The sequence below is a fragment of the Stenotrophomonas sp. RIT-551 genome, assembly GCF_026241915.1.
Lineage (GTDB): Bacteria > Pseudomonadota > Gammaproteobacteria > Xanthomonadales > Xanthomonadaceae > Stenotrophomonas > Stenotrophomonas bentonitica_A.
In genome coordinates this window covers 1-21,224 of record NZ_JAPJIU010000008.1, presented here as the reverse complement: position 1 = coordinate 21,224, position 21,224 = coordinate 1, and the positions used below count along the sequence as shown (strand labels likewise).

The 21,224-nt window shown below is 68.3% G+C and carries 18 protein-coding genes; all 18 read right to left on the bottom strand.

Annotation, left to right across the window (positions count from 1 at the left end):
* Positions 1-73: 73 nt before the first annotated feature.
* Entirely contained in the window at positions 74-853 is a 780-nt protein-coding gene (locus ORK51_RS11220; protein WP_266084974.1) for a flagellar brake protein, read from the bottom strand.
* Between the two features lie 183 nt (positions 854-1,036).
* Positions 1,037-3,280 (bottom strand): methyl-accepting chemotaxis protein, encoded by a 2,244-nt coding sequence (locus ORK51_RS11215; protein ID WP_266084973.1) that lies wholly within the window; start codon positions 3,278-3,280, stop codon positions 1,037-1,039.
* Between the two features lie 387 nt (positions 3,281-3,667).
* Positions 3,668-5,650 (bottom strand): chemotaxis protein CheA, encoded by a 1,983-nt coding sequence (locus ORK51_RS11210; RefSeq protein WP_070427315.1) that lies wholly within the window; start codon positions 5,648-5,650, stop codon positions 3,668-3,670.
* A 45-nt stretch (positions 5,651-5,695) separates the two neighbouring features.
* Complete coding sequence (locus tag ORK51_RS11205; protein ID WP_019182916.1) at positions 5,696-6,061, bottom strand: response regulator; 366 nt, start codon at positions 6,059-6,061, stop codon at positions 5,696-5,698.
* Positions 6,058-6,366, bottom strand: coding sequence for an STAS domain-containing protein (locus ORK51_RS11200; protein WP_019182915.1), 309 nt, complete (start codon positions 6,364-6,366; stop codon positions 6,058-6,060). Before ORK51_RS11200 ends, ORK51_RS11205 begins: the two co-directional genes overlap by 4 nt.
* A gap of 88 nt (positions 6,367-6,454) precedes the next feature.
* Entirely contained in the window at positions 6,455-7,606 is a 1,152-nt protein-coding gene (locus ORK51_RS11195; RefSeq protein WP_070427316.1) for a chemotaxis protein CheW, read from the bottom strand.
* Positions 7,603-8,385: a ParA family protein gene (locus ORK51_RS11190; RefSeq protein WP_070427596.1), complete on the bottom strand. Its 783-nt coding sequence runs from the start codon at positions 8,383-8,385 to the stop codon at positions 7,603-7,605. Before ORK51_RS11190 ends, ORK51_RS11195 begins: the two co-directional genes overlap by 4 nt.
* Before the next feature lie 5 nt (positions 8,386-8,390).
* Entirely contained in the window at positions 8,391-9,401 is a 1,011-nt protein-coding gene (gene motD, locus ORK51_RS11185; RefSeq protein ID WP_070427317.1) for a flagellar motor protein MotD, read from the bottom strand.
* 1 nt (position 9,402) lies between these two features.
* A complete protein-coding gene (locus tag ORK51_RS11180) occupies positions 9,403-10,143 on the bottom strand; it encodes a flagellar motor protein (protein ID WP_019182911.1) in 741 nt (246 codons plus the stop codon).
* A gap of 78 nt (positions 10,144-10,221) precedes the next feature.
* Positions 10,222-12,075: a chemotaxis protein CheA gene (locus ORK51_RS11175; RefSeq protein WP_266084972.1), complete on the bottom strand. Its 1,854-nt coding sequence runs from the start codon at positions 12,073-12,075 to the stop codon at positions 10,222-10,224.
* A 5-nt stretch (positions 12,076-12,080) separates the two neighbouring features.
* Complete coding sequence (locus ORK51_RS11170; protein ID WP_070427319.1) at positions 12,081-12,695, bottom strand: protein phosphatase CheZ; 615 nt, start codon at positions 12,693-12,695, stop codon at positions 12,081-12,083.
* Entirely contained in the window at positions 12,695-13,087 is a 393-nt protein-coding gene (gene cheY, locus ORK51_RS11165; protein WP_019182908.1) for a chemotaxis response regulator CheY, read from the bottom strand. The genes ORK51_RS11170 and cheY overlap by 1 nt, the downstream gene beginning before the upstream one ends.
* A 16-nt stretch (positions 13,088-13,103) precedes the next feature.
* Positions 13,104-13,850, bottom strand: coding sequence for an RNA polymerase sigma factor FliA (locus ORK51_RS11160; protein WP_266084970.1), 747 nt, complete (start codon positions 13,848-13,850; stop codon positions 13,104-13,106).
* Complete coding sequence (locus tag ORK51_RS11155; protein WP_019182906.1) at positions 13,847-14,734, bottom strand: MinD/ParA family ATP-binding protein; 888 nt, start codon at positions 14,732-14,734, stop codon at positions 13,847-13,849. Before ORK51_RS11155 ends, ORK51_RS11160 begins: the two co-directional genes overlap by 4 nt.
* Complete coding sequence (gene flhF / locus ORK51_RS11150) at positions 14,721-16,451, bottom strand: flagellar biosynthesis GTPase FlhF (protein WP_266084967.1); 1,731 nt, start codon at positions 16,449-16,451, stop codon at positions 14,721-14,723. The genes ORK51_RS11155 and flhF overlap by 14 nt, the downstream gene beginning before the upstream one ends.
* 149 nt (positions 16,452-16,600) lie before the next feature.
* On the bottom strand, positions 16,601-18,703 hold the full coding sequence (flhA, locus tag ORK51_RS11145; protein ID WP_019184817.1) for a flagellar biosynthesis protein FlhA: 2,103 nt from the start codon (positions 18,701-18,703) through the stop codon (positions 16,601-16,603).
* Positions 18,700-19,830, bottom strand: coding sequence for a flagellar biosynthesis protein FlhB (flhB, locus tag ORK51_RS11140; RefSeq protein WP_070427320.1), 1,131 nt, complete (start codon positions 19,828-19,830; stop codon positions 18,700-18,702). The genes flhA and flhB overlap by 4 nt, the downstream gene beginning before the upstream one ends.
* A gap of 54 nt (positions 19,831-19,884) precedes the next feature.
* Positions 19,885-21,224, bottom strand: a 1,340-nt coding sequence (locus ORK51_RS11135; protein ID WP_323054044.1) for a hypothetical protein, incomplete at its 5' end; no start/stop codon positions are given.

Below are 21,224 nucleotides of genomic sequence, written 5' to 3'. Positions count from 1 at the left end.
CCACCCAAACCCTGACTTCAGCCGGGACCATCAGCCGCAGGGATGCGGCGACGCCATGCCGTTGAAGCAGCGATCAACTCTCCCCGTTCTTCCGCGCACTCCGCTGCCGGTCGATACGGAAGATGTAGCGCTGGATCGCGCTGTCGCCGCCGCGCGGGAGGTCGTCGAAGCGCATGCCGATCCGCTTCATCTCCGCCCCGTTGGGCAGTTTGAGCGCCAACTGGTTGCAGACGATCAGCGAGACGTGCAGCGGGCTGCCGTCGGGGAGGTCGAGCCGGGCGGCGTAGCGTTTCTGCAGGGAGAACACGTTGCAGTCCACCGGCACCGTGACGGCCAGGCCACCGCCGCTGATGTCGACCACGCGCAGCTGGAGCGCTTCGCTGCGGTCTTCGTTGACCGGGAACTGCAGGTGCGGGGAATCGGTGATCGGCGTTTCCAGCCGGTACAGTTCGCGGCGTTGCAGGTGCACCAGTTCCTGGGGGAACGGCACGCGGAAGGCGACATGGCCTTCGTTGCGCACGCGCTCCAGCCCGTCCAGGCGGAAGCGGACCATCACCCGGTCCAGCTGGGCGAAGCAGAGCAGGTGGCCGGCGTCTTCGGCGGCGCGGTTGGAGGGCTCGGACGGGCTGCCGTCGAGCAGCAGCCAGTCGTCGTCCGCGTCCAGTTCCAGGACGGCCGTGGGGAAGGACTGGTCACGGCCGCCGAGATGGGCGTTGATCAACGAACGCTGGTCGATCAGCGCCTGCAGCAACTGCCGGATCTGGCGGGGGTTGCGGACCAGGTACCTGTCATCCATGGCATCGTCGTGGATGCCATGGGGGCGGTCGTGTGCGTCGAGGCTGCCTTCGGACATGGAATCTGCTGGGTTGGGCGGGTGCCGGCAGGCGTAGATGCCGGGGCTCTGTCCGTTTATCGGCAGTAGTTCACATTTATGTAGGGGCAATTGCAGCGCGGCGGTGCGCGATGGCCCTGCCGAAACGACGACACCCCGCCGGAGCGGGGTGTCGAAGGGCGCGTGATCACGTGGCAGGCGCGATCAGAACTCCTGCCACTCGGTGTCGTTGGCCAGGGCCGGTTCGCGGGGGCTGACCCGGCGCGGTGCGGCAACGACGCTGCGCGGCTTGGCCGCTGCGACGGCTCGTGGCGCGGCCGGTGCATGGACCACGGTGGCCGGTGCCGTGTGCCCGTGGCTGTCCAGCTGGAACAGTGCGACAGCGTCGGTCAGGTGACCGGCCTGTTCTTCCATGGCACGGGCGGCGGCAGTGGCTTCTTCCACCAGCGCGGCGTTCTGCTGGGTCGTCTCATCCATCTGCACGACGGTCTGGTTGACCTGCTCGATGCCGGCCGACTGTTCCTGCGAGGCCGCGGAAATCTCGGCCATGATGTCGGTCACGCGCTGCACCGAGGCCACGATTTCGCCCATGGTCGCGCCGGCCTGGTTGACCAGCTGCGAGCCTTCGGCAACCTTGCCGACCGATTCGTCGATCAGGCCCTTGATCTCCTTGGCCGCACCGGCCGAACGCTGGGCCAGGGTGCGCACTTCCGAGGCGACCACGGCGAAACCACGGCCCTGCTCGCCAGCACGGGCCGCTTCCACCGCGGCGTTCAATGCCAGGATGTTGGTCTGGAAGGCGATCCCGTCGATCACGGTGATGATGTCGGCGATGCGGCGCGAGGAGGCGTCGATCTCGTGCATGGTGCTGACCACGCGGCCTACCACGTCACCGCCCTGCGAGGCGACCGAATGCGCGCCGATCGCAAGCTGGTTCGCCTGACGGGCGTGTTCGGCATTCTGGCGCACGGTGGAGGTCAGTTCCTCCATCGACGCGGCGGTTTCTTCCAGGTTGGCGGCCTGCTGCTCGGTACGGCGCGACAGGTCGTTGTTGCCCGAGGCGATCTCGCCAGCTGCGGTGCTGATGCTGGAAGAGGCCTGCTGGATGCGGCCGACGATCCGGGTCAGCTGGGCGACCGTGGTGTTGGCATCGTCGCGCATCGAGGCGAACACCCCGCGGAACTCACCCTGCATGCGGGCGGTCAGGTCGCCGTTGGCGATCGACTGCAGCAGGTGCGACAGCTGGGACAGGTTGCCATCGGCGACCTGCATCATGGTGTTGAGGTGCTCGATCATGACCCGGAAGTCGTGGTCGAAGCGCGTCGCATCGCCACGCTGGGTGAAGTCACCGGCCGCGGCCGCCTGGGCGAGCGCCTGGATCTGGGTATTGATCGCCAGCAGGCTGGCTTTGGCCGCATCCATCGATTCGTGCAGGATCGCGCGGCTGCCGGGCAGGCGGCGGGCATCGGGCGAAAGGTCGCCGGCGGCGTACTGGTTGAGGACGTTGATCGCGTCCTTGATCGCATCCAGGTGCTCGAAGATCACCGTATTGATGCCGACGGCCAGCTGGCCGTACACGCCGGGGAAATCCTCCGGGATGCGGTGGCTGATGTCCGGGCCGGCGTGCATGTCGACCATCTGCTGGGTCTGCTCGGAGAAGCGGCGCAGCATCACGGTCATGTCGCGGGTGGCGGCCAGCATCTTGCCCGCTTCATCCCTGCTCGTGGCCTGGATGTTGACCGACAGGTCACCACGGGCGACCGACTGGATGGCGTGCACGGCCTGGCCCAGCGGGCGGGTGATGGCGCGCGAGATGACCACGCCCATCACGGCGGCCAGCAGCGACAGCAGCACGATGCCGCCGATGATCGCGTAGACGCTGTTCTGGTGGGTGGCGTTGGCCGTCTCGATGCGGCTGGCCATCACCCCGTTGCTGAACTCCCCCAGCTCCTTGAGCGCGGCGAACAGGGCGCGGCGTGCCGGGCGGGACTGCTCATCGGAAATCTGCTGGGCGGTGACGCCGTCGCCGGCGGCGATGGCTTCCTTGATCAGGCCGTTGGCCTTGAAGTAATCGGCGGTGCGCGCGGCGACCACGTCATACAACTGGCGTTCCTTGTCGCCGGCCGGCAGTGCGGCATATGCGGCCAGCTCGGCATTGACGACCTTGCCGGTGTCGGCCATGCGCTTGTCGTAGTCGGCAACCGACTCGGGTTTGTCGAGCACGGTCAGCTGCGCCATTTCGTAGGTGCGGAACTCGCCGAGCTGCGCGCGCACTTCGCCCAGGTGCTGCACCGAGGGAATGTCGTTGGTGCTCATCGCGCGCAGCTGTGCGTTGGCCTCGCCCAGGCGGACCAGGGCGAAGCTGCCCAGGGCCAGCGTCATCAACGTGGTGAGGGTGAACCCTACCGCCAGCTTGCGGGCGATGGGCAGGTCGTGGAACCACTTCATGGTTGAAACTCCGGGCAGGGCAGTGGCGCACAGCCGTGGGGTGCTGGGCGGAATCAGCGGGGTGGGAGAGGGTGGAGCGCAGGCGCGAGCCGGTTGCCGTGGTCGCTACTTCGGATAGCGGCGTCGATCCGTTGCAACTTGATAGTGCGGCGTCACATTTTTTTCACGAGCCCAGCTGCGGTTCATCGGCCGCCGATGGTTGCTGTTGCAAGGGTTGCGGGCGGATGGGCCATACCGTGGCGAACGGTTGGCAGGACAACCACGAGGGCGAGGCGCTCGATGAAGTTCACACTTTCCGGCCCATGCGCATGGGACCGCGCGCCCACGAACGAACGCCGCCGCTCCCGGGGGAGCGGCGGCGTCGGGACCAACCCGATGGCAGCGGCGTTACGCGGCCTGCGGCACCTTGAGCGAACGCACGAGGCCGCCGATGTCCACGATCAACGCGACCCGGCCATCGCCCAGGATGGTTGCACCGGACACGCCGCTGATCCGCCGGTAGTTGTTCTCGATGTTCTTGACTACCACCTGCTGCTGGCCGACCAGTTCGTCCACTTCCAGCGCGATCTTCTGGCCATCGCCCTCGACGACGACCACCAGCGGATCGTCCAGCGCGCGCCCACCGTAGCCGTAGTACTCGCTGAGCGAGAGGATCGGCAGGTACTCGCCGCGGACGCGCAGCACGCGGCCTTCGCCCGCCATGGTGCGCACATCGTCGGCCTGCGGCTGCAGGGCTTCGAGGACGTAGGCCAACGGCAGGATCAGGGTTTCGCCGGCCACCGAGACGGTCATGCCATCCAGGATCGCCAGCGTCAGCGGCAGGCGGATCAGCACGCGGGTGCCGTTGCCGGCCTGGCTTTCCAGCTGCACCTCACCGCCCAGTGCCTGGATGTTGCGGCGGACCACGTCCATGCCGACGCCACGCCCCGATAGATCCGTGACGGCATCGGCGGTGGAGAAGCCCGGCTGGAAGATCAGGTCCCACACCTGCGCGTCGGTGGGGTTGTCCGGCACGCTCAGGCCACGCTCGAGCGCCTTGGACAGGATCTTGTCGCGGTTCAGGCCGCGGCCGTCGTCGCTGACTTCGATCACGATGTGCCCACCCTGGTGCGAGGCGGCCAGCGTGATCGTGCCGGTTTCGTCCTTGCCCGCCTCGCGACGCACGTCCGGCATTTCCAGGCCGTGATCGATCGAGTTGCGGACCAGGTGCACCAGCGGGTCGGCGATCTTTTCGATCAGGCCCTTGTCCAGCTCGGTGCCCTCGCCGATGGTGCGCAGGCGCACGTGCTTGCCCAGGCGCGAAGAGAGATCGCGGACCAGGCGCGGGAAACGGCGGAACACCGCATCCACCGGCAGCATGCGCACGCCGATGACCGCTTCCTGCAGATCGCGGGTATTGCGTTCCAGCAGGTCCAGCCCGGTCAGCAACTGCTCGGCCTGTGCCGGATCCAGTGCGTGCGAGACCTGCTTGAGCATGGCCTGGGTGATGACCAGTTCGCCGACCAGGTTGATCAGCGCATCGACCTTGTCCACGCTGACGCGGATCGAGGTTTCAGCTTCGTGTGCGGCGGTGGCCGGTGCTGCTGCGGCCGGTGCGGCGGGAGCGATGGCGGGGGCGACGGCAGGCTTGGCCTCGGCCGGCGCGCTGGTGGCCAGGCTCGGCGGCGCGGCCGGACGGATGTCCAGTTCGCAGTCGTCCACGACCCAGGCAAAGGTATCTTCGATCTTGCTGCGCGGCACCTTGCCGACCAGCCCCAGGTCCCAGGCCAGGTGCGCTTCGAGCGGATCGAGCTGGTCGAAGCCGGGCAGGCGGTCCAGGCGCGCGGCAACCTGCAGCGAGCCCAGGTGTTCAAGCTCGCGGATGATGCGCAGCGGGTCGTTGCCGCTCATGAACAGCGACGGTGCCGGCACGAAGCCGATCTGCCACGCCTCGGGCGTGTCATCGACCTTGGCGGCGGCGACCGGCGCCACGGCGGCGGCCTGCCCGGAGAGCACCGCTTCCAGGCGCGCCTTGACCTCGGCAACCGCCTGCGGGTCTGCCGCCTGGCCGTGCTCGGCTTCACGCAGCAGGGCGCGCAGCACGTCCACCGAGGCCAGCATCGCGTCCACCGCGGCCGGCTCCAGCGCGCGCTTGCCGGCGCGCAGTTCGTCCAGCAGCGTTTCCAGCACGTGGGTCAGGGCGGCGATCGCATCGAAGCCGAACGTGCCGGCGCCGCCCTTGATCGAGTGCGCGGCGCGGAACACCGAGTTGATGATCTCCGGGTCCTGCTGGCCCGATTCGAGCGCCAGCAGGCCAGCTTCCATCGCATCCAGCCCCTCGCGGCTTTCTTCGAAGAAGGTGGCGTGGAAACGTTGCAGATCCATGCTCATGGTGCGGGGTGTCCGGTTGCGAGGGGAGGGAAAGGTGAAGCGGGATCAGCCCAGGACTTTCTGGACGGTGGCCACCAGCTGTTCCGGATTGAACGGCTTGACCAGCCAACCGGTGGCACCGGCGGCTTTGCCTTCGGACTTCTTGTCCGCAGCCGATTCGGTGGTCAGCATCAGCATCGGCGTGAACTTGTATTCGGCCAGCTGGCGCAGCTCACGGATCAGCGAGATGCCATCCATGTTGGGCATGTTGACGTCGGTGACCACCGCGTTGAAGCGTTGGCCCTTGGCACGCCCGAGGGCGACCGCGCCGTCTTCGGCTTCCTCGACGGAAAAGCCGGCCGAGGTGAGGGCGAAAGAGACCATCTGGCGCATCGACGCCGAATCGTCCACCACCAAGATACGTGCGCTCATGCAGCGTTCTCCACAGATTTCAGGTTGTCATGGGGTGCATCCAGGCCGAGGGCCTGGGTGACGCCGAGCAGTCGCGCGGCATCACGGAAGGTTGCGGTGCAACCGTGGAATCCGGTGGGATGCCCGGCCTTGCGGCGGGCCTCGACGAATGCGCACAGCACCTGCACCGAGGCGGTATGGATACGGCCGATCTGGCTGGCATCCAGCGTCAGATCGCCGGCCTGATCCACCAGGGGGGCCAAACGTGTTTTCAGCTCGGTGCTGGTCTCGATACCGAGATCATCACCCAGGGCCACAGTGCTCATCATTGCTCCGGACAAACGGTTCCGAGAGAGATAACGGCCCGAACCCACAAAGCTTTAGGGGCGGCGTGGGCGATCGCGTGGGTGCCGGTCAGTTCAGCAACTGGGTCGCGTCCAGCAGGATCATCGGCTGGGCGCCGCACCGGGCCACGCCACGGAACAGGTCGTTGGAGATCTGGCAGATGCGGGCGGTATCGGGGGGCTCGATCTGGGAATCGGTGAGATTGGCGACATCCTCCACGGCCGATACGCGCAGGCCCATGGTCTCGCCGTTCTCCTCCAGCACCACGATGCGGGTGTTGGCGTCATTGCCGGCCGCACTGCTGCCCAGGTGGAGGCCCAGGTCCATTACCGGCACGACCTGGCCACGCAGGTTCATGATGCCCAGCATCGCCGGGGAGGTGCCGCGCAGGGGCAGCAGCGGCACGGGCAGGACCACTTCCTGGACCTTGAGCAGTTCAAGCGCGTAGGCCTGGGCACCGCAACGCAGACGCAGCCAGCGCGAGGTGCGCTCGCTGGCACGGCGGTTCTCGCGCGGGCTGGAGGCCGGGTCGCGTGCCTGGCGCTGCAGCTCTTCCCAGCTGCCGGGCCGGCTCTGTGCCAATGAGGGCGTGCCGGCACGGGCGCTGGTCGCTGCCGGCATGGGCGGCATCGAGGACATCTGCCGGGCAATCGGCGCGCGGGCCGCTGGCGCGGCGGCGGGTGGCGCGACAGGCTCGGGCAATTCGGCTGGCGTGCTGGCGCCTGCGGGCATGGGATCGGTTTCGTAGACAACCTCGGGCGGCAGGTCGTTCCAGCTGGGGCGCGCTTCTTCGGCGGGCGCGGGCATCGCGCCGCTGAGCAGCGGATCGTTGCGCAGTTCGTCGAGCAGGTCGTCGAATCCCGGTGCAGGCGCGCTGATGGCAGCCGAAGCTGCCTCGGCGTCCAGTGCAGCGCCCGCGGTGGGCAGCGTCATGGCGCCGCTCAGCAGCGGATCGTCGCGAAGCTCATCGAGCAGGTCACGGAAGCCTGGCGGGACAACCGGGTCGTCTGCCGCCGGCGCTGTACCAGCGGCGGTCTGTTCGTCGGTCGCCGGCGCCGCGTCGGCGCTGGCCGTTTCGACAGTCGCAGGCGCGGCGTCGAGGCCGCCGGTCGCTTCGACGGTGTCGGCCGTCGCGACGGCCACCGGTGACGCTGCCGGCGGCGGCATCGCGTCGCCAAGCAGCTGCTCCAGGTAATCGTCGAGCACGCCGGCGGTGTTCATGCCGCGCGCTCCATCTGCTGTGCATCGTCGGCCAGGATCCATTCCAGCGCGCGGCGATACGCGGCCAGGCCACGGCCGGGGTAATCCTCCGATTGCGGCGGCACGGTCAGGCTGGCGGCATTGCAGATGCGGGTATCGACCGGAATCGCGTCTTCCCAGACGCGATGGCCATGCTTGTCCTGCATCAGTTTGACGGTCTCGTTGCCGGCGCGGGTGCGGCGGTCGAACAGGGTCGGCAGGATCGACATCGGCAGCGCGCGGCGGCGCGAGCGCTCGACCATCTCGCCGGTGCGGACCATGCCATCCAGGCCATGCAGGGCGAGTGGCTCGGCCTGGGTCGGGATGATCAGGCGGTCGGCCGCGGCCAGTGCGTTGATCATCAACAGGCCCAACGTGGGCGCGCAGTCCAGCAGGATGTAGTCGTGCTGGCCCTGGTGACGGCCGAGCGCGTTCTGCAGGGCCAGGCCGAGGCCCGGCTGGTTGGCGCTGCGCCGTTCCAGCGTGGCCAGTGCCGCCTGTGCGCAGACATAGTCCAGGCCCGGGATGTCGCTGTGGCGGGCGAGGGTGGGCAGCTCGGCCGGCGGCGTGGCGAACAGCTCCAGCACACCCTGCGGCGGCGGATCCAACGGCACGCCGAAGGCGCGGGTCAGCGAGGAATGCGGATCCAGATCGATCAACAGCACGCGGTGGCCCTGCGTGGCCAGGCCGCGGCCGAGTGCGAGCGTCGTGGTGGTCTTGCCCACGCCGCCTTTCTGATTGGCAACAGCCCAGATACGCATGCGGTTCACTCCTTCATTGCGGGCGGAACGGCGGCGCCAACGCGGCTGCCGGCCGGCACCGGTGGCAACTGCACCGGTGCGATGGGGGTAACGGGGGTAACGGGGTTGCCGGCGCTGGGCGCCTTGGCGGCATCAGTGGCGTCGGCGTCGGCGCTGAGGCGGTCGGTGATCGGGTCGATGCTCTGCGCCGTGTCGGCCAGGATGATCACCATCACCCGCCGGTTGCGGTTGCGGCCTTCGGCGCTGGCATTGTCTTCGCGCGGGCGGAACTGGCCGTAGCCGACCATCGCCAGGCGTGCCGGCTGCAGGCCCTGGTCGGCGAACAGGTGCACCACGCTGGCCGCGCGTCCGGCCGAGAGCTCCCAGTTGGAGGGGAACAGCGAGGTGGCGATCGGGATGTTGTCGGTATGGCCTTCCACGCGTACGCCGTTGGGCGCGTCACGCAGCACTTCGGCCAGCTTGGAGAGGGTGTCGCGCGCGTGAACATCCAGCGTGGCCGAGCCGGTCGGGAACAGGATGTCGCTGTTGATCTCCACCTCGATCCACAGCTCGGTGCGGCGCACGGTGATCATGCCGCGTTCGATCAGCGGTGCCAGGGTGGCGGTGAGCTTGTCGGCGATGCCGTTGAGCTGGCGCTCGGCACGCTGCAGCTGTTCCTGGTTGCGTATCGAGACCGGCATGCGCATCTGCGAGGCCATCGCCGGCAGCAGGGTCGGGTCGTTGCTCGGTGCTGGTGCGGAGGGGCCGATCCGGTTTCCGGCCTTGATCACCGACGGGCTGTCCCAGCCACCGCCCTGGACCTGCTGGTTGCCGACCTGCACCGGGTTGATCGTGCGCGGCGCGCCACCGAAGGCGGTGGTCAACGCGTCGGCCATGATCCGGTACTTGCCTTCGTTGAGCGAGGAGATGGCGTACATCACCACGAAGAAGGCGAGCAGCAGCGTCATGAGGTCGGCATAGGGGATCGCCCAGGCCTCATGGTTGGCGTGCTCTTCGTGGTGCCTGCGGCGGGCCATGTCAGTGCAGGAACCCGGACAGGTTGGTTTCGATGTTGCGCGGGTTCTCGCCCTGGGCGATGGAGATCAGCCCTTCGATGATCATCTCGCGGTCGCGGCTGTTGTGATGGATCACGCTCTTGAGCTTGGCCGAGACCGGCAGGAACAGCAGGTTGGCCGAGGCGATGCCGTAGATGGTGGCGGTGAACGCCGCGGCGATGCCATGCCCGAGCTTGCTCGGGTCGGCCAGGTTCTTCATCACCGCGATCAGGCCGAGCACGGCGCCGATGATGCCCAGGGTCGGGGCGTAGATGCCCATGCCCTCGAACACCTTGGAGGCGGCCAGGTCCTGGCTTTCCTGGCTGCTCAGTTCAATTTCCATCATGTGCCGGATGGTCTCCGGCTCCACGCCGTCCACCAGCAGTTGCAGGCCTTTGCGCAGGAACGGATCGTCCTGCGCATCCACCTGCGCTTCCAGGCCGAGCAGGCCCTGGCGGCGGGCGATGTTGCTCCATTCCACGATCTGCTGGATCAACTGGCGACGGTCACTGCTCGGCGGCCGGATCACCCAGCGCACGATCTTGAACGCATGCTTGAAGACTGCCGGCGAGGTGTGCAGCAGGATCGCGGCGATGGTGCCGACGATGACGATCACGAAGGCGGCCGGCGACCACAGCGACGCCAGACCGGCTCCCTTGAGGATGCTGCCGCCGACCAGCGAGGCCAACGCGAGGAATAGTCCAATGAGGCTGAGTCTGTCCATGGGTCCGTTATCGGCTTGTATGAATGGGACTTGAGACGCCGAAGGAATCCAGTGATGCGGCGGTCACACTTTCACGCGTCAATCGTGGTGGGTGCGCAGTCCATCCACGTCCAGGATCAGCGCCATCCGGCCATCGCCGATCAGGGTGGCACCGGCATAGCCGCGCAGGCCACGCAGCGCCTTGGGCAGGGGTTTGATCACCACTTCCTCGCGGCCGCGCACCTGGTCGACCACCAGGCCGAAGCGGGCTTCGCCGGCCTGCAGCACCACGATGGTCAGCAGCGAGGAGGGCATCGGCTCCACATCCAGCCAGTGGCGCAGATCGACCAGGGCCAGCGTGTGCGACTTGCGGTCCAGCACGGCGCGGCCATCGAACCAGCCCAGCGAGCTGTTGGGCGCATGCAGCACCTCCATCACGCGGGCCAGGGGCAGGGCGTAGACGTCTTCGCCGGCCTGCACCAGCAGGGTCGGCAGGATCGCCAGGGTGAGCGGTACGCGGATCATGAAGCGGCTGCCACGGCCCAGTTCGGACTGGATCTGGATCTGGCCGCTCAGCTCGCGGATGCGCGACTGGACCACGTCCATGCCCACGCCGCGGCCGGAGATGTCGGTGACCTGCTGTTTGGTCGAAAAGCCGGGCAGGAACACCAGGTGCAGGCATTCTTCGCTGCTCAGGCGAGCCGCCGCTTCCGGATCGATCAAGCCTTTCTCACGCGCCTTCTGGCGCAGGCGTTCGGGATCGATGCCGGCACCATCGTCCTGCACCTCGATGCTGACGTAGTCGCCTTCCTGCTGGGCCGACAGGCGCACATGGCCGCTGCGCGGCTTGCCCTGGGCTTCACGCAGCTCCGGCATTTCCACGCCGTGGTCGATCGCGTTGCGGACCAGATGCACCAGCGGATCGGCCAGTGCTTCGACCAGGTTGCGGTCCAGCTCGGTTTCGGCGCCGATCAGTTCCAGCTCGACTTCCTTCTTCAGCGAGCGCGCGACATCGCGGGCCACCTTGGGGAAGCGCGAGAACACCTTGCCGACCGGCTGCATGCGGGTACGCATGACCGCCGACTGCAGGCGCGCGGTGGCGATGTCCAGCGTGGACACCGCGCGGTCCAGTTCTTCATCGTGCAGGCGCGCACGCAGGGTCTTGAGGCGGTTGCGCGAGAGCACCAGCTCGCCGATCAGGTTGACGATCGCATCCAGGCGCTTGGTATCCACGCGCACGGTGTGTTCGGCTTCGGCGACCGGTTTGGCCGGGGCCGGCTTGGCGTTCGGCGCCGCCGGGGCGGCCACGGCGCGCGGGGTCGCGGCGGGCATGGGCGCAGCGGCAATGGCCTTGGCACCGGGAACGGCGCCGCCATGCAGCTGGTCAAGCAGGGCTTCGAATTCGTCTTCGCCAATCAGGCCGTCGTCCTTCTTCGACACGGCCACCGCGGTCGGCGCGGCGCCGCCATGCAGCTGGTCGAGCAGTGCTTCGAACTCATCATCGGTGATCAGCTCGCCACCGCCGCTGCCGGCGCTGGCGGCGCTGGCGGCAGCCGCGGGCGTCGGGGTGGCCGGACCGTTGACGTCGAACTGGGCGATCAATTCTGGCGGGGCATAGCCCGGCTCGGTTCCGGCCGAGACCGAATCCAGCATCGATTGCAGGTAGTCCAGCGACTGCTGGGCCGCATCGAAGTGGTGCGCCTGCAGCGTGGCCTGGCCCGAACGCGCCATGCCGAGGGTTTCCTCGGCCGCGTGGCACAGCTCGACCATCGCCTGGATGCCGAGGAAGCCGGCACCGCCCTTGAGCGTGTGGAAGCCGCGGAACACGGCGTTGAGCTGGTCGGCGTCCTGGGGCGCCTGCTCCAGCGACACCAGCTGTTCGCCGAGGCGGTCCAGGATTTCCTGGGCCTCGAGGATGAAGTCGGCAGCGATATCGTCTGGAACAGCACTCATGATCGTTACAGTCCCAGGTCCGAGAGCAGGTCGTCGGCGTCGTTCTGTGACACCGCATGGCGATCCAGGCCGTTCACGGCCGGGCCGGCCAGGCCGTTGTTGTCGCGCTTCTTCTCGTCTTCCTGCGGCGGCAGGCCGAGCGCACCGAAGCCTTCATGCACGCGGCGCACGATCCCCACCACGCGGCGGATGATCTGGCCGGTGAGGTCCTGGTAGCTCTGCGTGAGCGCGATTTCGGTGAGGTTGTGACGGATGCGGTCGAGCTGCTGGCCCTGGTCGGGCGTCAACCCGTTGGCGCGCAGCTGTTCGGTGAGCGAGCGACATTCCTCGGCCAGGTCCAGCGTGCGGTGGGTGGCCTGTTCGGTCATCGCCACCACGTGGTCCAGGCGCGCGCAGGCGTCATCCAGTTCGCCGGCTTCGCTGGGCAGGCTGGGCAGCTCGCCCAGGGCCTGGCCGAGTTCGCGGGCCAGGCGGTTCAGGCCGGCCATCATCGGCTGCGTGCGCAGCGCGGCGAGGGCGTCGATTTCCCGGCGCCAGCCGGCTTCGTCGCCACTTTCCAGGGCGGCCAGGGCATCCTGCAGGCGCTGCACCAGCGCGGATTTGTCGCTCAGGGTCTCCATCAGGCGCTCGCCGCCAGGCGTTCGAAGATCTTGCCGAGCTTCTCTTCCAGGGTCTGTGCGGTGAAGGGCTTGATGATGTAGCCGTTCACGCCGGCCTGGGCCGCTTCGATGATCTGCTCGCGCTTGGCTTCGGCGGTCACCATCAGCACCGGCAGGGTCTTGAGCTTGGCATCGGCACGCACGGCCTTGAGCAGGTCGATGCCGGTCATCACCGGCATGTTCCAGTCGGTGACCACGAAATCGAACGGCTGGCTCTGCAACATCGCCAGCGCGGCATGCCCGTCCTCGGCTTCGGCCGTATTGGTGAAGCCCAGATCGCCCAGCAGGTTCTTGACGATACGACGCATGGTCGAGAAGTCGTCGACGATCAGGATACGCATGTTCTTGTTCAAAGCACTTTCCTCGATTTCAATGGTTCTCGAGGCCGGCGTCTGCCGCCTCGAAGATCTTCAGCCGGCCCCGCAGGCGCAGCACGGCCTGGCCATGGATCTGGCACACGCGCGATTCGCTCACACCCAGTACGGCGCCGATCTCTTTCAGGTTCAGTTCCTGCTCGTAGTACAGCGACAGGACCAGCTGTTCGCGCTCGGGCAGCAGGCCGATCGCGTTGCCCAGCTCGCGCCCGAACTCGCCGCGTTCCAGCACCTGCTGCGGGGTTGGGCCGCCCTGGGCGACGGTGTCCAGCTCGCCCTGGTCTTCGATCCGCGATTCCAGGCTCAGCACCTGGCCGCGCGAGGCGTCTTCCATCAGCCGCAGGTAATCCGGCAGCGGCATCTCCATCGCGGCCGCCACTTCGGTGGCGCTGGCGGCGCGGCCGGTGCTCTGCTCGAGGCGACGGATGGTGGCGGCGGCATCCCGGGCACGGCGGTGGACCGAGCGCGGCACCCAGTCGCCCCGGCGGATCTCGTCGATCATCGAACCGCGGATGCGGATCGAGGCGTAGGTCTCGAACGAGGCGCCCTGGTCGGCGTCGTAGCTGCGCGAGGCCTCGATCAGGCCCATCATGCCGGCCTGGATCAGGTCGTCCACTTCCACGCTCGCCGGCAGGCGCGCGGCCAGATGGTGGGCGATCCGCCGGACCAGGTCCGAGTGCTGGGCAATGCACTCGTTGGCCGCGGTCCGCTGGACCTCTTTGTATTGTGCTGCGCCCTTCATACCGTCACCCCGCGTTGCTTGAGGATGCGTTCCAGGAAGAACTCGACCCCGCCACGCGGCTCGGTCGGGGCCTGCCAGCGGGCGGTGCGGCGCGCGATCTCGGTCAGCGCCAGGGCGGCCGGGCTCGACGGGTAGGCCTTCACCACCGGCTGCTGGCGCTGCACCGACAGGCGCAGCCAGTCATCCTGCGGCACGCAGCCCAGGTAGTTCAGCGAGACATCGGCGAGGAACTTCTCGCACACGCGGGATAGCTTCTCGTACAGCACGCGGCCTTCGTTCGGGTCGCGGACCATGTTGGCCACCACCTGGATCCGGTCCACGCCGCGCTCGCGCGAGAGCACCTTGATCAGGGCGTAGGCATCGGTGATCGAGGCCGGCTCGTCGCAGACCACCACCACGGTGTCCTGCGCGGCCTGGCAGAAGGTGAGCACGCCATCGGTGATGCCGGCGGCGGTGTCCACGATCATGATGTCCAGCTCGCGCTCGAGCTCGGAGAACACATTGACCAGGCCGACGTGTTCGGCCGGCTGCAGTTCGGCCATGTGGCGGCGGCCGGAGGCAGCCGGGACCACCAGCACGCCACCGGGGCCTTCCATGATTACTTCTTCCAGCGTGCAGCGCCCGGCGACCAGGTCGGCCAGGGTCACCTTCGGCTGCAGGCCCAGGATCACGTCGATGTTGGCCAGGCCGAGGTCGGCGTCCAGCAGCAGCGTGCGTTTGCCCATGTCTGCCAGCGCCACGGCCAGATTGGCCGAAACGTTCGTTTTGCCCACGCCGCCCTTGCCGCCGGTGACGGCGATGGTGCGGACCGGGCCCAGCGGCTGGCTTCGGGTAGCCGACAACGGGAAGGTCTTGGTCAGCTTGGCGTACTCACGCGACGGCATGGTTCAACTCCGGGTTGCAGGGCATATCGGCCGCGCGGCGCAAATCTTCAAGGCGAAGTACAAGATTGGCCGCACTGGCACGGTGCAGGTCTTCAGGAACGTCCTGGCCATCGGTGACCCAGGTGATCGGCAGGCGGTGGTCCACGGCCACCGACAGGGCGCTGCCGAAGCGGCCGGTCTCGTCCAGCTTGCTCAGCACCACGCCCTGCGGGTTGGCGGCGCTGAAGCGGCGGACCACCTCGTCCATGTCGCCGAAGCTGGTGTTGGCCGGCAGCACCAGCAGGGTGCGGATCTGCTGGGCCGCGCGCAGCCACTGCAGCTGGGCGGCCAGGGCGCGGTCACGCGGGCCCAGGCCCGCGGTGTCGATCAGGACCAGCTTATAGTCCTTCAGGCGCTCCAGCAGTTGGTTCAGATCGCTGCCGCTGCTGGCCTCATGGACCGCGATGCCGAGCTGCCGGCCGAAGCCGTACAGCTGCTCGCGGGCGCCGATGCGGCCGGTATCGGTGGTGACCAGGGCGACATCGCGGGCCGCATGCGCCTCGGCGAAGCGCGAGGCCAGCTTGGCGATGGTGGTGGTCTTGCCGGCGCCGGTGGGGCCGACCAGGGCGATCACGCCGCCGGCGTCGAGCGGGTCGACCGGGGCGATCGGCAGCTTTTTGGAGAGCAGGCCGAGCATCAGCCCGCGGCCGCGGTGGGCTTCGGTGTCCAGCGGAATCTGCATGGCCACGTCGCGGCTGATGCCGGCATCGAAGCCGTACTCGTCCATCAGGTCCAGTGCGGCGGCGCGGACCGGCGAGCCGCGCAGGCGCTCGTCGGTGAAGCGGTTCATCTCGCGCTCGATGACCTGGCGCATGCCGGCCACTTCGTGACGCAGCTGGCGGATCTCTTCGTCATCACGCTGCACCACCACCAGTTCGGCGGCCGGCTGCGGTTGGGCCTGGGCCGGTTCGGCGACAACGGCCGGCGCCGGGTTTTCGGCACGCGCCTGGGCGACCGTGTCCGGCGCTGCCACGACGCTCTCGGCAGCAGGCAGGGCCGGCGGCACGGTGACGCTGACCGGCAGCGGCGGCATCGCCACGGCGGCCACCGGCACGTGCCTCTGGACAGGCGGTTCGTCGTCCATCGGCGGATCGATGACGAAGCGCGCGCGGTTGATCGGCGGGTTCACGGCCGCCACGGCGGGCTCGGCGACAAGCGGCTCAGGCTGCAGCAGCGCTGGCGACGCGGCCGCGGCCTGCTCGACATTGAACGGCGCGAAGATCTGCTCCGGCAGCGACGGTTCGTTGACGGCCGGGCCGACGCTGGCACGGGCCAGGGTGGCGGCGAAGCCACTGCTGCCCGGCGGCGGCACGATCTCGTTGGCGGTATCCAGGGTGCGACCGGTGGCGCCGACGGCGGCGCGGGCCAGCGCGGCGACGGCCGAGGTGGTCGCGGCCACCGGCTCGGGCGCGGCGACCGGGGCCCTGCGGCGGGTCACGGCGGCGATCACGGCATCGGCGGCGCTGCGCGGGCGCGGCACCGGCGGTGGGGCCACGTCCTTGCGGGCCGCTTCCAGCGCACGCTGCACGGCGCTTTCGTCATAGTTGGCCGCCGCCACGATTTCGACACCTTCCTCGATCCGGCGGTTGGACAGGATCACTGCGTCCGGTCCGTGTTCCTTGCGCACCAGGTTCATGGCCGAGCGCATATCGGAGGCGACGAAGCGTTTGATTTTCATGCTGTGGTACCGGGACTGGGGCGGCGGAGTCGTGGAAGGGAAACGCTGGTTGTCGGTGGTCTGCACGGTCAGGGAGTCCCTTTATTTCCTGCTGCGGTGAAATCGAATGAGGTGTCTGTTTTCTGTCGCGGTACCGTCGGGCGCCCGGCTCAACTGATCGTGCCGACCAGCTTCAACCGTTTGTCCTCGGGCACCTCGCTGTAGGCGAGTACGGACAGCGAGGGGACGCTGTGGCGTACCAGCCGTGCCAGCGCCGCACGTACCGGGCCAGGCACCAGCACGACCGCGGGCTCGTTCTTCGCTTCCTGCTTGCCGACACATTCGGCCAGGCTTTGATGCAGTCGCTCGGCGAGTCCGGGTTCCAGCGCGGCGCCGTTGCCCTGCGTGGACTCCTGCAAGACCCGTTCCAGTTGCGGGTTGAGGGTGAAGACCGGCAGCTCCGGCGACATTCCGGCGATCTCCTGCACGATGAAACGGCCCAGCGCGTTGCGCACGGCAGCGGTGAGCACGGCCGGGTCCTGGCTGGTCGGCGCGCTTTCCACCAGCGATTCGACGATCTTGCGCAGCTGGCGGATCGGGATGCGCTCGATCAGCAGGTTCTGCAATACCCGCACCACGGCCGACAGCGGCAGCGACTTGGGTGTCAGGTCTTCGACGAGCTTGGGGGCGCTCTTGGCCAGGTTGGCCAGCAGCTGCTGCACTTCCTCGTGGCCGAGCAGCTCCGGGGCGTGCTCGCGGATCAGGTGCGACAGATGGGTGGCGACCACGGTGGCCGGGTCGACCACGGTGTAGCCCATCGATTCGGCATTGGCGCGCTGGTGCGGCTGGATCCAGGTGGCATCCAGGCCGAAGGCGGGGTCCTTGCCGGCAATGCCTTCCAGCGTGCCCAGCGCACTGCCCGGGTCCAGCGCGAGTTCGCGGTCGGGATGGATCTCCGCGGTGGCCACCGGCACCCCGTGGATCAGCAGGCGGTACGCGGTCGCCGGCAGTTCCAGGTTGTCGCGGATATGCACCGAGGGAATCAGGAAGCCGATGTCGTGGGTGAGCTTGCGGCGCACGCCCTTGATCCGGGCCATCAGTTCGCCGCCCTGGTTCTTGTCCACCAGCGGGATCAGCCGGTAGCCGACTTCCAGGCCGAGCGGGTCGACCGGGCGCAGTTCGTCCCAGGTCAGCTCGGCGGTGGGCGAGGGCGCTGCACCGGGCAGGCCGAGGGTATCGGGGCGATTGGCGGCCGGGGAATCAGCCGCCGCGGCCTGGGCGGTGCTCTTCTTCCACGCCTTCCAGGCGATGAAGCCCAGGATCGCGGCCAGCGTCAAGAAGGCGACGTTGGGCATGCCCGGGACCAGGCCGACGACTGCAAGGATCGCCGCGGCGATGGTCAGTGCGCGGTACTGGCCGAATACCTGGCCCATCATGGCCTGGGCCATGTCCTGAGAGCGCGAGGCGCGGGTGACCAGCATGGCCACCGCCGAGGACACCAGCAGGGCCGGCAGCTGGGCCACCAGGCCGTCACCGATGGAGAGCAGGGTGTAGGTCGCGGCGGCATCGCCGAAGGGCATGCCATGCTGCAGCACGCCGACCGCCAGGCCGCCGACCAGGTTGATGAACAGGATCAGGATGCCGGCGATCGCGTCGCCGCGGATGAACTTGCTGGCACCGTCCATCGCACCGTAGAAGTCGGCTTCCTCACGCACCTCCTCGCGGCGGGCTTTGGCCTCTTCACGCGTCAGCAAACCGGCGTTGAGATCGGCGTCGATCGCCATCTGCTTGCCGGGCATGGCATCAAGGATGAAGCGTGCGGTCACTTCGGACACGCGGCCGGCGCCCTTGGTGATCACCACGAAGTTGATGATGGTCAGGATCGCGAAGACCACGATGCCGACCGCGTAGTTGCCGCCGATGACGAACTCGCCGAACGAGGCGATCACCTTGCCGGCGGCCTCGTGGCCGTTCTGGCCGTGCAGCAGGATCACGCGGGTGGAGGCCACGTTCAGCGCCAGCCGCAGCATGGTGGTGATCAGCAGCACGATCGGGAAGATGGTGAAGTCCAGCGGGCGCTTCACATAGACCACCGCCAGCAGCACCATCAGCGAGATGGCGATGTTGAAGGTGAACAGCGCGTCCAGCACGGGCGGCGCCAGCGGCACCACCACCATCGCCAGCAGGGCCAGCACGATCAGCGGGGCACCCAGCCCGTGGCGGATCATGTCCAGCGCGCGGCGCGCGTTCATGCCGGCCGGCTGCGCGCTCATGGGCGGCCCCCCTTGCCAAATTCATCGATGTCGATGCTGGGCGCTGCCGGCATCGGGCCGGTCTGCCAGCCGCGCAGCTGGTAGACATAGGAGAGCACCTGGGCCACGGCCGAATACAGTCTCACGGGAATTTCCTTTCCAAGTTGACCTTCCCGATACAAGGCGCGTGCCAAAGGCGGGGCGGAGACGATGGCGACCTTGTTGCCGTCGGCCACCTCACGGATGCGCAGGGCGGTTTCATCCACGCCCAGGGCCACCACGGTGGGCGCCCCCATCTTTCCGCCTTCATACTTCAGGGCGACCGCGTAATGGGTGGGATTGACCACCACGACATCGGCGGTGGGCACCGCTTCCATCATCCGGCGGTTGGACATCTGCTGCTGCAGCTGGCGGATGCGGCCCTTGACCTCCGGGCTGCCCTCGCTTTCCTTCATTTCGCGGCGCAGCTCTTCACGGGTCATCTTCAATTTGCGCATCCAGTTCCAGCGCTGGTAGGGGGCATCGATGGCGGCCAGCAGCATCATTGCGCCGCCGGTGGCGAGCATGAGCTTCAGGGTGAAGCCCAGGCCGTGGATCATCGCGGCCTCCAGTGGCTGGTTGAGCAGGTCACGCAGCGAGCGGATGCCGTGCCACACCACCAGCCCGGCGGCGGTGCCGACAAAGGCGATGCGCAGCAGGGACTTGGTGAACTCGGCAATCGCTTCCGGGCCATACAGGCGCTTCATGCCGGCCATCGGGCTGAGCCGCTTGAAATCGGGCATCAGCGATTTGTTCGACCAGCGCAGCCCGCCCATCGCCACTGGCGAGAGGAAGCAGGCCAGCAGACAGATCACGAGCAGCGGCCACATGGCCACCAGCAAGCGCAGCATCAATTCGCCGAAGTGCCCGAACAACGCCTGGGGATGCAGGCGCAGCCCCGGCTCGGGGCTCAGCGCGACCTGCATCCAGGTCTTGGCGTTGCGGGCGATGGTGCCGGAGAAGGCCATCAGCGCCAGCACACCGGCACCGAACACAGCCGCCGTCGCCAGCTCACGCGAACGCGGGATGTTGCCCTGTTCCCGGGCATCGCGCAGGCGTTTTTCGGTCGGTTGCTCGGTCTTTTCGCCGGCTTGTTCGTTCTCGGACATGGGCTGCACGACACGGGGGATTACCCGGGGTCGTGCAAGAACCGTTCCGTGACGTCAGATCGAGCCGCTGCGCGCGCGCGACACCTGCACCTGTCCGGACGGCGTCGCGGTGGCGATGGCCTCCTTCAAGGGCACCTCACCCACGCCCAGCGCCCGTTCGACCACCAGCTCAGTGCCTTGACCGTGCAACAGCGCCTGCAGCCGTCCGAACTCGCCGCACCACAGGGTTTCGATGTCACGGTCGCGGCTGCGGTCACGGTCGGCCGCCAGCGCCACGGCCCGGACCTGCAGGCGCCCACCGTCGGCCTGGCCGCCTACTTCAACGCCATAGCCGGGGGTGGCGGCTTTCTTGAGCACCACCGCGCCATTGTCCTGCCATGCGGTGGCCATGCCTTCGCGCACTTCATAGCCGAGGCTGGCCAGGCCGTCGAGTACGGCCTGGCGCCGGGAAACTGCCGCCAGCGCCTGCTGGTGGCTGGCAAGGGCGGTGTCGCACTGCAGGGTCAGCGCGGTCAGCAGCGGCAGCGCGGTGTCGGTACTGCACGCGCCCACCAGGGCCAGCAACGGCGCATGGTCAAGCGGGTCCAGTGCCGCCAGCCTGCTGGCCACATCCTGCAGCCGCTCCAGCTGCACGCGGCGCTGGGCGAACGCGGCCGAGGCGGCGGCCAGTTCCAGAACCAGGCTGTCCAGCAGCAGGTTGCGCCGCTGCGGAGCGGTTTCCTGCTCGGCGTGGTGCAGCGCCTCCAGGTAGGGCGCGGCGACTGCCGGGCCTTGCAGTACCTGCAGTTCGGCGATGTAGCGGTCCACGCGCAGCAGGCGCGCCTCGCGTCCGGGATCGGCGGGCTGCGCGGCGGCCCAGTCGGCCAGCGTGGGGATGGGCGCCGAGGTCTGCAATGCGGCAGCCAAGGCGCGCTGGCCGTTGCTCAGGGTTGCCTGCTCCTCCGGGGGCGCAAGGAGGGCGAAGGCACGGGCCAGCACCGCCTCTGCGTCAGCACCGGGGTGACCGTCGGCCAGTGCCCGTAGCGCCTGCAGCAGGCCCGCGTCTGCATCGACGGGTCGATCCTGCAGCGTTTTGAGCACGGCCGCCGCGTTGTCGCGCTGCCGCCGCTGCTGCTGGCGGCCCGCCGCGGCGCGGTCTACAGCGCGCGCCTCGCGGTCGCGGGTGTCGGCCTGCAGGAAGGCGATGTCGGCCTCGATCAATTGCGCATACCGCGTGTTGTCGCTGTCTGCCAGCAGTGCCTGCAGCGCCTGGCGGCGTGCCGTGACGGCGGCCACGGCCGAGGCGTCACGCTCGCCGACCTGCTCGCACTGCGCCTGCCAGCGCGCTACCGCCTGGTCCAGCCGGTGCAGCATCGCCTCGCGCAGGGCCAGCAGTTCTTCGGCAGTCACGATGC

Bases quoted from the DNA above. Each gene is read 5' to 3' on its own strand.
- ORK51_RS11195 (WP_070427316.1), bottom strand. From the start codon at position 7,606: ATGAACACCGCCGGCGTGCTCGACGATTACCTGGAGCAGCTGCTTGGC.
- ORK51_RS11170 (WP_070427319.1), bottom strand. From the start codon at position 12,695: ATGGAGACCCTGAGCGACAAATCCGCGCTGGTGCAGCGCCTGCAGGAT.
- ORK51_RS11215 (WP_266084973.1), bottom strand. From the start codon at position 3,280: ATGAAGTGGTTCCACGACCTGCCCATCGCCCGCAAGCTGGCGGTAGGG.
- ORK51_RS11190 (WP_070427596.1), bottom strand. From the start codon at position 8,385: ATGCGTATCTGGGCTGTTGCCAATCAGAAAGGCGGCGTGGGCAAGACC.
- ORK51_RS11200 (WP_019182915.1), bottom strand. From the start codon at position 6,366: ATGAGCACTGTGGCCCTGGGTGATGATCTCGGTATCGAGACCAGCACC.
- ORK51_RS11210 (WP_070427315.1), bottom strand. From the start codon at position 5,650: ATGAGCATGGATCTGCAACGTTTCCACGCCACCTTCTTCGAAGAAAGC.
- ORK51_RS11175 (WP_266084972.1), bottom strand. From the start codon at position 12,075: ATGAGTGCTGTTCCAGACGATATCGCTGCCGACTTCATCCTCGAGGCC.
- flhF (WP_266084967.1), bottom strand. From the start codon at position 16,451: ATGAAAATCAAACGCTTCGTCGCCTCCGATATGCGCTCGGCCATGAAC.
- ORK51_RS11220 (WP_266084974.1), bottom strand. From the start codon at position 853: ATGTCCGAAGGCAGCCTCGACGCACACGACCGCCCCCATGGCATCCAC.
- ORK51_RS11180 (WP_019182911.1), bottom strand. From the start codon at position 10,143: ATGGACAGACTCAGCCTCATTGGACTATTCCTCGCGTTGGCCTCGCTG.
- ORK51_RS11160 (WP_266084970.1), bottom strand. From the start codon at position 13,850: ATGAAGGGCGCAGCACAATACAAAGAGGTCCAGCGGACCGCGGCCAAC.
- flhB (WP_070427320.1), bottom strand. From the start codon at position 19,830: ATGTCCGAGAACGAACAAGCCGGCGAAAAGACCGAGCAACCGACCGAA.
- motD (WP_070427317.1), bottom strand. From the start codon at position 9,401: ATGGCCCGCCGCAGGCACCACGAAGAGCACGCCAACCATGAGGCCTGG.
- flhA (WP_019184817.1), bottom strand. From the start codon at position 18,703: ATGAGCGCGCAGCCGGCCGGCATGAACGCGCGCCGCGCGCTGGACATG.
- ORK51_RS11155 (WP_019182906.1), bottom strand. From the start codon at position 14,734: ATGCCGTCGCGTGAGTACGCCAAGCTGACCAAGACCTTCCCGTTGTCG.
- ORK51_RS11205 (WP_019182916.1), bottom strand. From the start codon at position 6,061: ATGAGCGCACGTATCTTGGTGGTGGACGATTCGGCGTCGATGCGCCAG.